Annotated in this window: 12 protein-coding genes; 9 read left to right on the top strand and 3 right to left on the bottom strand. The window is 54.6% G+C overall.

What is annotated here, in order from left to right:
- Positions 1–4 precede the first annotated feature (4 nt).
- Together hyfB and EBL_RS16715 are read right to left on the bottom strand one after the other, a co-directional pair.
- A complete protein-coding gene (gene hyfB, locus EBL_RS16720; RefSeq protein WP_002445304.1) occupies positions 5–2,020 on the bottom strand; it encodes a hydrogenase 4 subunit B in 2,016 nt (671 codons plus the stop codon).
- Positions 2,021–2,022: 2 nt separating this feature from the next.
- Positions 2,023–2,640, bottom strand: coding sequence for a 4Fe-4S dicluster domain-containing protein (locus tag EBL_RS16715; RefSeq protein WP_002445302.1), 618 nt, complete (start codon positions 2,638–2,640; stop codon positions 2,023–2,025).
- A gap of 365 nt (positions 2,641–3,005) precedes the next feature.
- Here EBL_RS16715 and EBL_RS16710 point away from each other — a divergent pair, with 365 nt between their 5' ends.
- Together EBL_RS16710 and EBL_RS16705 are read left to right on the top strand one after the other, a co-directional pair.
- A complete protein-coding gene (locus EBL_RS16710) occupies positions 3,006–3,497 on the top strand; it encodes a MucR family transcriptional regulator (RefSeq protein ID WP_232001876.1) in 492 nt (163 codons plus the stop codon).
- A 75-nt stretch (positions 3,498–3,572) separates the two neighbouring features.
- Positions 3,573–3,947: a hypothetical protein gene (locus tag EBL_RS16705; protein WP_002445298.1), complete on the top strand. Its 375-nt coding sequence runs from the start codon at positions 3,573–3,575 to the stop codon at positions 3,945–3,947.
- 5 nt (positions 3,948–3,952) lie between these two features.
- Here EBL_RS16705 and EBL_RS16700 read toward each other — a convergent pair whose 3' ends face one another.
- Positions 3,953–4,369, bottom strand: coding sequence for a VOC family protein (locus EBL_RS16700; RefSeq protein ID WP_002445296.1), 417 nt, complete (start codon positions 4,367–4,369; stop codon positions 3,953–3,955).
- Positions 4,370–4,752: 383 nt separating this feature from the next.
- On the opposite strand from EBL_RS16700, the gene EBL_RS16695 reads away from it, so the two are divergent.
- From EBL_RS16695 to EBL_RS16665, 7 genes are all read left to right on the top strand, one after another.
- Positions 4,753–5,733 carry a C4-dicarboxylate TRAP transporter substrate-binding protein gene (locus tag EBL_RS16695; RefSeq protein WP_002445294.1) on the top strand — a complete coding sequence of 327 codons (981 nt, stop codon included), beginning with the start codon at positions 4,753–4,755 and terminating at the stop codon, positions 5,731–5,733.
- Between the two features lie 22 nt (positions 5,734–5,755).
- A complete protein-coding gene (locus EBL_RS16690) occupies positions 5,756–6,226 on the top strand; it encodes a TRAP transporter small permease (protein WP_002445292.1) in 471 nt (156 codons plus the stop codon).
- Entirely contained in the window at positions 6,223–7,506 is a 1,284-nt protein-coding gene (locus EBL_RS16685) for a TRAP transporter large permease (RefSeq protein ID WP_002445290.1), read from the top strand. The genes EBL_RS16690 and EBL_RS16685 overlap by 4 nt, the downstream gene beginning before the upstream one ends.
- Before the next feature lie 317 nt (positions 7,507–7,823).
- The gene (gene lysM, locus EBL_RS16680; RefSeq protein WP_002445288.1) at positions 7,824–8,270 is read left to right on the top strand and encodes a peptidoglycan-binding protein LysM; all 447 of its coding nucleotides are present in this window, start codon (positions 7,824–7,826) and stop codon (positions 8,268–8,270) included.
- 292 nt (positions 8,271–8,562) lie between these two features.
- Positions 8,563–10,029: a C69 family dipeptidase gene (locus EBL_RS16675; RefSeq protein ID WP_002445287.1), complete on the top strand. Its 1,467-nt coding sequence runs from the start codon at positions 8,563–8,565 to the stop codon at positions 10,027–10,029.
- A gap of 420 nt (positions 10,030–10,449) precedes the next feature.
- Positions 10,450–11,547 (top strand): hypothetical protein, encoded by a 1,098-nt coding sequence (locus tag EBL_RS16670; protein ID WP_034920590.1) that lies wholly within the window; start codon positions 10,450–10,452, stop codon positions 11,545–11,547.
- Positions 11,547–12,689: a BamA/TamA family outer membrane protein gene (locus tag EBL_RS16665; RefSeq protein ID WP_002445285.1), complete on the top strand. Its 1,143-nt coding sequence runs from the start codon at positions 11,547–11,549 to the stop codon at positions 12,687–12,689. Before EBL_RS16670 ends, EBL_RS16665 begins: the two co-directional genes overlap by 1 nt.
- Position 12,690 lies beyond the last annotated feature (1 nt).

The raw sequence follows: 12,690 nt of genomic DNA, 5'->3' as shown, positions 1-12,690 counted from the left end.
CCCCTTACGCCGCAACAACTAACAGCAGTACAACCAGTGCGGCGACGACATACAGGCAATAGAGCCGGAAATCCCCGCCCTGTAAGCGCTGTACCTGCGAGCCAATGCGGCGTACCAGACGCACCAGCGGATAGATAATTTTTTCATCCCAGAACGGTTCTGTTGCCGCAGCGCCCGCAGTGGCGCCCTGCAGCGAGCGGGACAGCAAGGGTGACGGATCGAGCTGTTTGCGCATCCGGTAGAGTGTGCTGAACATGGTGCGCAGCGGCTGGGTGAAGCTCCCGGCGGAAGAGGCCATCAGCGGTTCCCAGTTATAGCCACAAGCCCAGGGCTGACCACGACGGCGAAATGCCGGCTGGTTCCCTTTAACGGCAAGCCAGATAAGCAGTGGAAGAACCGGCAGAGCGACCAGCAGAATAAAGGTCAGCGCCGGGGAGAGCATCGCCTGTGACGACTGGGCAGGAATCAGCAGGCTACCCTGGGTGACCGCAACATCCTGAGTATTTGCCAGTGACATAGCCACCTGGCTGATAACCGGGGCAACCACACTGGCCCCAAGGCCCAGCGCCACGCAGCACAGGGCGAGCAGCAGCATGGCGGCGGTCATCGGCCACGGCACTTCCCGTGCCTGTGCGGCCTGTTCACTGCGCGGGCCGCCACAGAAGCTGATCCCGTAAACCTTCACAAAACACATGGCGGCCAGGGCACCGGTAATGGCCAGCATCACAATCGCCACCGGCGCACTGATTCGCATCAGCACGCTGCCTTCATGGCTCATGCTGAACAGTGACTGGTAGGTATACCATTCGCTGATAAACCCGTTCAGTGGCGGAAGGGCGGAGATAGCCATACAACCGATGAGAAACGCGGTGGCCGTCAGCGGCATTAACTTGCCAAGCCCGCCCATGCGCTCCATATCCCGGGTGTGCAGGCGATAGATCATCGCACCCGCCCCGAGGAACAGCAGACCTTTAAATACCGCGTGGTTAAGCAGGTGGTAGAGCGCCCCCAGCAGACCAATGGCGGCCAGTACCGGGTGATGGGTGGCGATCCCTACCATCCCGACACCGACACCCATCAGGATAATGCCCACGTTTTCAACCGTGTGCCAGGCCAGCAGGCGTTTGATGTCGTGCTCGGCCAGGGCGTAAAGCACTCCCAGCACAGAAGAGACCGCCCCGAACCCGAGAACCACAATGCCCCACCACTGTTGCGGTGCGCCCAGCAGATCAATACCGACTTTGATTATCCCGAAGATACCGATTTTAACCATCACGCCGGACATCAGTGCAGAGGCATGAGACGGTGCCGCCGGGTGAGCGCGCGGCAGCCAGCTGTGCAGCGGTAGCATCCCCGCTTTGGCGCCAAAACCAAAGAACGCCAGCAGGAAGACCACAGAAGCCATAGCCGGGGAAAGGTGCAGACGGCGGAACGAGTCAAAGTCCAGACTGCCGCTTTCCCGCCACATCAGGAAGAAGGCAATCATAATCAGCACGGAGCCCGCATGGGCAATAAAGAAATAGAGCAGGCCCGCACTGACCGACTCTTTATCCTGCTCAGAAATGACCAGGAACCAGGAGGCCAGCGACATCGCTTCGAACAGGATAATAAAGTAGAAGGCGTTATCCATGACCACCAGGCCAACCATCGAGGCGATAAACAGGTTCATAAAGAACCCCATGCTCCCGGCGCCACGGCCTTCGTACTCCCGCACATAGGCGATGGAATAAAGCGAGCAAATCACCACCAGTAAGGAGATGACCATCACCATAAAGGCCGACAGCATATCGAGGCGCACGCTGAAGGCGGCAAACGGGAATATCCCCTGAGTGGCGTAAACCTGCATATCTCCGCTCAGTAATACCGGGATAGCGCTGCATAAGCCGAGGATACCGCCGGCGATGGCCGTGATGGCGGTGAGGTTAATGGAGGTCCTTTCCTGGCGCGAGGTTAACAGGGCCAGCACGGCGCCAGCGAGATACAGGACGACCGACCAGAGAAGTAGCTGAAGTGAGTCCATCGTTATTTTTCTCCTTCCTGGTATTCAGCCGGGCTGATGGTGTTCGACAGCATCGATATCGCCCGGAGCCGTTTTTCGTTATTGCTCTGGCCGATGGCGGTGTTGTTTACCAGGTGAATGGCGTTGGTCGGACATACGCGGATGCATTCCGGCCCCTCTTCCTGAAATGCGCACAGATCGCACTTCACGGCCACAGGGCGAATGCCCGCATTCCAGGCCAGGTAAGGATTGGTGCCCGGGGCGCTGCCGGGAACATCCCGGAGCAGCGCTTCCGGCACCATATTCTGGAGGAGTGCAGGGGTATCGACAGGTTTGCTGCCCGAAGGCGTAATCGCCCCGAAGGGGCACACTAACCCGCACAATTTACAGCCAATGCACAGGCTTTCATTTAATACAACGGCATCCTTTTCGCGTGTGATCGCATTGACCGGGCAAACCCGGGCGCACGGTGCATCTTCGCAATGTCGGCACATCATCGGGGCGGTTTTATCCCCGACTTTTACCACCGTAAGCCTGGGCAGCACCTGCAATCCCTGCTTTTTATGCACGGCACTGCAACCAGCCATACAGGTATTACAACCAATGCAAAGCTCAGGATCCGCAATAACAAAGCGGTTCATGTTCAGTCCTCAGGTTCAGACTACAGAAAGAAAATTATCGTTTTCACCTAAAGCATGATTCATACCATCTTTGTTTTATTCTGATTATTCATGTGGTTGCGGATGTTTTTATCGGGCGGATGATTATGACGCCGGTGATTAACGCAAAAATGACACTTTTGCTGATGAAAAATATTCCCCGGGCGCTTTTTTTCTTTCCGGTTTTGCGGCGTTCCTCCCGTTTTTGATGTGCGAAAAATAAATTACGCAGCGGTATTAAAATATTAACTGCTTAAAAAACAACGCGCTTAGTATTTATTTTTTAGTCCGAAATAAATAAGTGTCTGGATATCGGCACAAGTGTCGAGCCACCCGTGACGGGAATAATGAATGCCAGAGAAAACAGCCTGTTAACGGTTGGCATATATTGTGCTTGCAGCCCTGGTAATGGTGTTTATCCGCTCATCGATATAAGGATTTTGTCTATGGAACCCCGGGGCCCGTTCACCAGTTTTCTGGATGTGTATGAATATCTCTCATCAGATCTTATTGAATGCCTGGAGTGCGGGAGACGTTTTCATCTGCTCAATCCGCATTTGCGTAAGGCGCACGGCATGACGTGTGATGAATACCGCGAACTGTATAATTTACCGGTCACCGCGCCGCTGGCGGGGCGGCTATTCAGGCAAAAGCAGTCCGATAAAATGCGCTATTTAATTTCAATCGGGGTGGTGACCCACGACCACCTGGCTTCTGCATCCCTGAAATCTAAATCAGCAATACACCGTAAGCGCAGAGATTATGATCTCGCCGAACAGGCCCAGCGGCTTATCAGTTACCGGAGAAAATACGGGTGGGATAAGGTGAAAAATAAATAAATTCCTGGTGTCTGTGCCAGTCATTCGTCTTTACAGGGTTTTTTATTCTTATTTATTACTAATGTGATCACTGCCATGAATTTTGAAAATTTTATTCAGTCGGCTATGAAAAATATCCGCCAGGAAGTGGGGCGCGATGCGGGCAGCCTGTTTGTGGAGGCGGCGTATAATGGGCTGGCCAGCGAGATTGTGATTATCTGGGCGAATGAAAAAACCGCCTCTTCCGAAATCTACGTCTTTCCGGTGATAGGCCCGGAGGAGCTTGCCGAATATATGGCGGCAGGCCGCGATATTCTGGCCTGTCTGCATCAGCTGGTCAGCCATATTCGCCGGGCCATGTGGGTGATTCAGAACGGCCACCCCCCTTGTGGGGAGAGAGGGGATCCCGGGCGTTTTTGCGCCCGGGAGGCGGCGAACCTGCCGGGGGGCGGGCCCCAATCGCCGGAGTAACCCGGTTATGCCGGGGGCTGCTCGCTGACGACCATCCACATCACCCCGAAGCGGTCCTTCAGCATGCCAAAACCGGGTGACCAGAAGGTGGGCTGAAAAGGCATGGTTATCTCACCGCCAGCGCTGAGGGCGGTGAAGAGCTGCTCCGCCTGTGCTTTGTCCTGCACACTCAGGGCCATGCCAAAGCCGTGGAACCCCGGGTGTGGGGTATCGCACGGGCCGTCTGCCGCCATAAACTGGGTATCACCCAGGGTGATGTTGGCGTGCATGATTTTCTCTTCCCAGCCAGGGGGCACCGGAATTTTCTCCGGTGCTTCCCGGTAACGCATCATCACGCTCACTGTGGCTCCGGCACTTTTTTCATAAAACGCCAGCGCCTCGGCACAATTACCGGGGTAGAACAAATAGGGTTGTACTTGCATAACGTCCCCTTTGGTAAAGCAGAGTGAACCTCCTTAAGTGTAGCCAGGAATGGCACCTTCGGGCGGGGCTGTGGTAAATACGCCCCGCGTTACGCCTGCTGCCGCCGGGCTCAGAATATAATGATAATAATACCGGTAACTGGCCGCTGTAATATATGTTCCAGTGGCGGGCTATTTATGGCTGGCTAATTTTACAGCGATCACAAATATTGTTTTTAATACTTGTATGGCAGATGGGTTGCGGGCATTTTTTGCAGGTAATTTAAGGTGATAGGAAAGCGTGTTGTGGCAGAAAATATTATTAATGCCATGGCAGTGTATTTATGTGTATCACCTGACGGGTATTTATCATCTGCTTACTGTTATCAGTTAAAGGATATTTTATGCCATCCGGAATATTGCCCTGTAAACCGATATTGTTATTTGCGTTGCTGGTGGCATTGCCTGCCGCGGCGGCGAATTATTCGCTGAATTTATCCACATCGCTTTCCCGGGACGATCCGATTTATCAGGGGCTTGAAGCCTTCAAAGCGGCGGTGGAAACCCGCAGTGAGAAAAAAATTCGCATTAAATTATTTCCCGCAGGCCAGCTGGGGGCCGATAACGAACTGCTACAGCATGCGCAGTCCGGAAGTAATGTCGGGGTTGTGGTCGACAGCGCCCGGCTGGCGTCATTTGTGCCGGAGCTGTCCATCCTCCCGGCGCCGTTTGTCTTCCCGGACTACGCCGCCCAGCGGAAATTTGTCGCCAGTGACACTTTCAGGGGCTGGGAGCAGCGCCTGGCGGTGGCATCTGGCCTGGTGCCGCTGTCGTTTAACTGGTATCAGGGCGGGCGCATGCTGGTGACGAAAAAACCGGTGCGCAGCCCGGCGGATCTTAACGGGGTCAAAGTGCGCGCCCTGGAAGCCCCCGTGACCATTGAAACCATTAAATGCCTGGGCGGGGAGCCGGTTCCGCTGGCCTGGGCGGAGATTTACTCCTCCCTGCAGACCGGCATTGTGGATGCGGCAGAAGCCCAGCCCACAGCGGTATATGGCTCGAAACTGTACGAAATCAGCAAACATATCACCCAGACCCGCCACATCCACCTGATGACCGGCATTGTGGTATCGCAAAAGTGGCTACAGTCGCTGCCGCAAGCGCTGCGGGACATCCTGCACGACGAAGCGCAAAAACAGGGGGATATCGCCTCACAGGAGACCCTGAAAAAAGAGCAGCAACTGCTGGCCGCCATGGCAGAGAGCGGGGTCAGTGTCGATACGGTCGATGTGGCCCCCTTCCGCCAGGCGTGCGCGACAGTGCCGGAAAAACTGGGCTTACAGGATGCGCTGGCTCAGGTGCAGGACGTGATAGCCCGGGGATAACGCCAGGCGAACAGGAGGGGATATGTATCGTTTGTTTCAGCGTGCAGAGCTGGCCCTGGCAAGGTGTGGGCTGGCCGCCATGGTGGTGATTATCCTCGCAGGCGGTCTGGGGCGCAGTGTGGGGTATCCGCTTATCTGGTCTCTGGAGGTCGCTATGGTGGTGTTTGCCTGGGTTGCGGTGCTCGCCATTGATTATGCGCTGCAAATTCGCCGCCATATCGGGGTCGATGCCCTGTTCAGGCTTTTGCCGCCCGCCATCCGCCGGAGCGTGAACTGGTTCAGTGAGCTGCTGATCCTGGCCTTCCTCGGTTGTGGTGTCTGGTTTGGCTATGGTTTTACCGTGGCTGCCGCCGGGAGCCAGTTGCCGGTCACCGGGTTGTCTACGGCCTGGCTTAACAGCGCTGTGCCCACCGGGTGCCTGCTGATGTTTATCAACACCGCCCTGTATATCGGGGCGGGCTGCCCGGCACCGGCTGAGGAGGCGGCCCCATGATCCTGCTTACCTGCGTGCTGTTTATTGTGCTGCTTGCCCTGAGTATGCCGGTGGGGTTTGTGATTGCCATTGCCGGGCTGAGCTTTTTCTTTTTTGATGAATTTATGCCGCCCGGCATCGCCTTTCAGAAGTTCTCCGCGCCGACCCAGTCGTTTCCCGTTATGGCAACACCGCTCTTTTTACTGGTCGGGAATTTACTGAATAAGACCGGCGTCACCGCCCGGCTACTGGATTTTGCCCGGCTGATCTCCGGCTGGATGACGGGCGGTATGGCGCAGGTTAACGTGCTGCTGGCCTGCCTGCTGGGTGGGGTTTCCGGCTCTGCCACGGCGGATGCGGCCATGCAGGCCCGGGTACTGGGGATCCCGATGGTGCAGCAGGGGTATTCCCGCCATTTTACGGCGGTGGTTATCGCCTTCAGCTCGCTGATCACCGCCACGATCCCGCCCAGTATTCTGCTGATCCTGTACGGGTTTGTGGGCAACGTGTCGATCGGGAAGCTGTTTATGGCCGGGGTGATCCCCGGGGTGCTGCTGACCACGATCCTGATGGTGACCAATTCGCTGATGGCCCGGCGCATGGGGATCCGGCCGGAAATGGCCCACCTGCCCACCCGCCATGAGGTGTGGCGCAGTTTTAAACAGGGCTTCTGGGCGCTGATGTTCCCGGTGGTGCTGATTGTGGTTATCCGCCTTGGCTTCTTCACCACCACAGAGGCCGGGGCGTTTATCGCCCTGTATGCGTTTATTATCGGGCGCTATATCTATAAAGAGCTCAGCAATCAGGTGCTGTGGCAGGTGCTGAAAGATACGGTGAGCGATATAGGTGTGGTGATGCTGCTGATTATGTCGGCGGCGATCCTCGGGCATATCACGATTATTGACCAGATCCCCCAGTCCCTGGCCGAGTTCCTGACCACGGTGACCGAAAACCCCTACGGCATTTTATGCCTGCTGCTGGTGTTTATTGCCGTTGCCGGGATGATCTTTGACGGCAGCGTCATCATTTTGTTGCTGACCCCGATCCTGCTGCCCATAGCCACCGAAGCCGGGTTTGATCCTGTCCACTTCGGGATTATTTTTGTTGTGCTGACGCTGCTGGGGGCCAATACGCCGCCGGTGGGAATTTGTATGTATACGGTATGCGGGATCCTGAACTGCAACAGCGTGGCGTTTGTCCGGGCCTCCTGGCCCTATTTAGTGGCGTTTGTCCTGTTTGTTGTATTGCTGGTGGTCTTCCCGCCGGTGGTGCTGTTTTTGCCTGCTTTGCTGATGCCCTGACGGGCCGCCAGTAGTGCGATTCCCTCCCGGAAAAGTCCGAGATTGGCAGGCAAAATTGTTAACAATACTGGGTGTTTAGTGTCCGTTCTGCACCCGGCTACCGGCCGGGTACGGTAGCGCTATTACCGGTAGCCGGTATGGTGACAGGGTTAGGGGGAACTGGCGTTTGTTTTTATTTTGTTATCAGTTGGTTATTTCCCTATTTTATAACCACTTTTCGCCCGCGCCACTGCGTTGATGTTTCCTCTGCTAGACTTTAGGATACTGCGTGTTCTGTTTAACATTTATTCACACTTATAAAATACGGTGGGTGAGATATGGGTCTGTTCAGTTTTGTAAAAGATGCGGGCGAAAAGCTGTGGGATACCGTTTCCGGTCACACCAGCAGCGACGATATGGCGAAAAAAGTTCAGGATCACCTGAACAAAGTGGGCGTACCGGGCGCGGATAAAGTTACCGTGCAGGTAAATGATGGTAAGGCGACGGTAACCGGCGATAACCTGACCCAGGAAGAGAAAGAAAAAATCCTGGTCGCGGTCGGGAATACGGCCGGTATCGAGAGTGTTGACGATCAGGTCAACACCGCTGCCGGTGCAGCAGCCAGCCAGATGTACACCGTGAAACCGGGCGACACGCTGAGCGCTATCTCTAAGCACGTTTATGGCGATGCAAACCAGTACAACAAAATCTTCGAAGCTAACAAGCCGATGCTGACCAGCCCGGACAAGATCTACCCGGGCCAGGTACTGCGTATCCCTGCGTAATACGGCTTTGTATCACGGTAGCCCGCCCGGGCTACCGGTTTATTCCCTGTTTCCTCCGGTATCACGGCGCAATGTATAGCGTCTGCCACGCTTTTCCCCTGGTGTTGTCTGTCATTTCCAGATGTTAATTCTGAATAACTGCCGTTTGCCTGGTGCTATTTGCTGTATTTATGGTTAATAAATAATTACAAATTCTGGTGTTTTTGTTTCCTGTAGTGTTTGTTTCTGTTTTTGTTTCGTCATAGGGTAGAAAAAGAACACTTACAAAACGATACATTAGAGGGATAGAGTGATGAAGGCGACAGTGCTGGCGGCAACGATTGCTGCCCTGTGTACCGGAGCGGCCACTGCCTGTACCACCGTGCTGGTGGGGACCCAGGCCTCTGCCGATGGTTCTTACATTGTGGCAAGAAACGAAGACTACGCTGCGGATAATGCGAAGCATATGGTTATCCACCCGGCAGCACATAATCAGCAGGGGGTTTTTAAATCCCACGCCAATGATTTTACCTGGCCTTTGCCGAAAGAGGCCCTGCGCTATACCGCCATTCATGACTTTGACACGGCCGGGAAATCCATGGGTGAGGTGGGGTTTAACGGGGCCGGTGTCGGGCTGACATCAACCGAAACCATTTATAACGGTGCCGCGGCCCTGAAAGCGGACCCCTACGTTGAAAAAACCGGTATTACGGAAGATGCGATCCAGACCGTGGTGCTGCCCTATATTCACAGTGCCCGTGAAGGTGTCGAATTACTGGGGAAAATCATTGAGCAAAAAGGGGCCGGGGAAGGCTTCGGGGTGGCGTTTGTTGACGCTAAAGATGTCTGGTATCTGGAAAGTGGCAGCGGCCACCAGTGGATGGCAGCGCGCCTGCCGAACGATCGCTATTTTGTCTCCGCGAATCAGGGGCGATTGCAGCATTACGACGCGAAAGACACGGCCAATTATTTAGCATCGCCCACCCTGGTCAGCTTTGCCCGGGAGCATGGGTTGTATCATCCGGAGAGTGGCGAGTTTAACTTCCATACGGCCTATTCTCAGGATGTCCCTAATGACGTGACCTATAACTACCCCCGGGTATGGACGCTACAGCATAAATTTAATCCCGGCCTGACCACCACCGTTGAGCAGGGCAAGGCGTTCCCGGTATTTGTAAAACCGGCCAGTAAAATCAGCGTGAATGATGTGAAGCAGGCGCTGCGCAACCATTATGACGGCACTGCTCATGACCCCTACACGAAAGTAAACCCGAAAGAGCCGTGGCGCCCGATCTCTGTGTTCCGTACTCAGGAGTCTCATATTCTGCAGGTCCGGCCGAATCTGCCTGCCGCGATAGGCGAGGTGGAATATGTGGCTTACGGCATGTCGGCACTGGGTGTTTATGTTCCCTATTACCAGGGGATTTCCCATTATCTGCCCGGCTACGATAAAGGCACAGATACCGCCAGCAGCGACTCAGTCAACTGGAAGTACCGTACTCTGCAAACCCTGGTGATGCAGGACTACAACCACTATGCGCCGGATGTTCAGAAAGCGTATCTGGACTTCGAACAGCAAACGGCTAAGGGCCAGCAGGCGATGGAGCAACAATACCTGGCCATATATAAAAAACAGCCTCAGCAGGCGCAGAAATTGCTGCAGGATTTTGAAGATAAAACCATGCAGGGCGCACTGGATCTGACAGAGACACTGACCCGGCAGGTGATCACGAAAATGACCAAAGCAACGGACAATAAATATCATTTCGAAGGGGCATGATCGCCGCATAACGCACCGTTAGCAGACAGACATTCGCTATTCTGGCCTTTATTTAATCGCAATGTCTGTTATACGCCGTAATTATTGGCCGTTATTTTCTGGTGATAATGATAAATATTTTATTGTTATCGCCAGAAATAAAAGTGCTGAGGGTTTATTTCGCGTGCTATCAGGGCAGTTGCATCATGTTTGTTGCGATCTTGTTGCTGCGCTGTGTGTTTTTGAGGGTGTGGTGAATATATTATTCGCATATTGAGCCTTATTCAGTGATTAATACCGGTACAGCGCACCAATATTACAACTGAGATTATTTGAAAGGTGTATCTTACCCCCGGAAACTATTATCGACATCTACACCGGTTACCCGGGTGGTATTTTTTAATGCGCGAACAACTAAACACGATTAACAATAAATTCAGAATGAAATCGATTACCCGTCTGTTATTTCTGTCTGCCACGATGGCATCGACCATTGCCCATGCCCAGACATTATTACCCGCAGAGGATCAGGCAACCCAGGCGCTGATAGATAAAGCGGATAGCCCCTTGCTGCTGGCCGGTGATATATCATCCGAAAGCCACACAGCCACCCCGGCGAGCACGCCAGTGCCGCCACGTCAGGCTGCAGAGCAGGAGCACTCGCTGTTGCCTTTCTGGGGGGATGAGGCCCGGGCGCGTGGATACGACCTGCCGGAACCCTATGGCGTTGGTGTCAGTTATATGAACATTCGCCAGAATATTGACGTTAAGAGCATCGATTTTACCGGGCTGAGCTTCGGTAAATTACCGATATCGTCTGATGTGTTTAACATCGGCGTGGCGAAAACGCGCCAGCGCAGTGAAACCAAAACCATGAAGCTGGATGCCTGGATTTTCCCGTTTATGAATGTCTACGGCATTCTGGGTCACACTAACGGGAGCTCGTTGTCTAAAATCTCCGTGGATTCGAACCCTGCTAATTTCTCCGGTTTTGACAAACTGATCGCGAATACCGTTCACGGAATGAACAAAAAAGGCACCCTGCAAAACCTTGATTTTAAGCTGCACTTCAAAGGAACCACCTACGGTGCGGGGACCACGCTGGTTGGCGGGTATAACAACTGGTTTGGTCTGCTGGACATGAACTATACCCAGACACACTTTGATATCCTCGACGGGAGTATTGATGCCTTTACGCTGTCACCAAGGGTGGGGTATCGCTTTACCACCCCGGGCTGGAGCCGGATCCATCTGCCTGATGGCCAGCTGAGCGTGTGGGTGGGGAGTATGTACCAGGACGTGCAGCAGGAATTTAAAGGCAGCCTGAGCGACCTGGGGATGCCGCCGGAGCTGGCTAACCTGATGAAGATCGCTAACCAGAAAGGTGAGGGGCGTTTTGATGTTAAGCAGCATCTGACCTCCCCGTGGAACATTCTGGCCGGTATGCGCTATGACGTTACCCGCAACTTTAGCCTGACCACGGAATGGGGCTTCCAGAAACGTAACAGCTTCTTTGCCAGCGGGGAGTTCAGGTTCTGATGGGGTTCCGGTGGCCCGGTATTGTTGTGTTGCTGAGCTGTCTGCCGGGGTTAAGCCAGGCAGACAGCGTTCTTCCTTCCAGAGCCCGTATTGATACCTGGCTGGGCAAGCTCGGGGCAAATAACGAGTTTGATCCTGATAAAGGCATCGACTGGGGCGTGATGCCCGGGCCCTTTTATACGCCGGAGCTGGGGCTGGGGATTGGCACCGCGGTGGTGGGGATGTATCGCCCGGACGCCACCGATCATGTCAGCCAGAATTCTACCGTCTCCCTGAGCGGTTATGTTACGTCAACCGGGGCACTGGGGCTGACCTTCCAGAATTACAGCTTCTTTGCGGATGACCAGTGGCGTTTTTTCGCCGATGGCGCCCTGGCGAATACGCCAACCTATTACTGGGGGCAGGGGTTTCACGCCGCAAAGCACAACCATAACCGGCAGCAATATACCTCCCGGGCATTTAGCCTGAAGCCCAGCCTGCAATACCGTATTGCGCCGGCGACCTATCTTGGCGCTGGCTGGTCAGTGGCCTCGGAGCACGCGGCGGATATTCACCGTAAATCACGGGGAACCCTGGAAAATGCCCCCCAGGGCGTGTCGGTATTCAGTTCTGGCGCGAGCGTGAATCTCACCTACGATACCCGCGATTTTGTGCCTAACCCGCAGCATGGTCAGCTTATTAATCTGCGCTATACCCTTTATTCCCCCGACCTGGGCGGCGACAGCCGGTTCAATGAGTACGAAACCCGCTATAGTCTCTACCACCCGCTGAGTGCCAAAAGTGTGCTGGCCTGGGAAGTCGATGGCCATTTTACCCAGGGCAATGTACCCTGGAATATGTTGCCTGAACTGGGGAGCAGCCAGCGGATGCGTGGCTATTATGAGGGCCGCTATCGCGATCGCAATGTGGCCAGCACCCAGGTTGAGTATCGCCGTAAGCTGGCCTGGCGCCATGGGATCGTCGGATGGCTGGGGGCGGGCACCATGAGCCCGTCAGTGCACCAGCTGGGCCAGAGCACCTGGCTGCCTTCTGTCGGGGTGGGGTATCGCTTTGAATTTAAGCCGGGGATGAATGTCCGGCTGGACTACGGGGTAGGGCGTTCAAGTTCCGGTTTCTATTTCCAGGTGGGTGAGGCGTTTTAAT

This window comes from Shimwellia blattae DSM 4481 = NBRC 105725, from assembly GCF_000262305.1.
Lineage (GTDB): Bacteria > Pseudomonadota > Gammaproteobacteria > Enterobacterales > Enterobacteriaceae > Shimwellia > Shimwellia blattae.
This window is presented reverse-complemented; position numbering and strand designations above follow the sequence as displayed.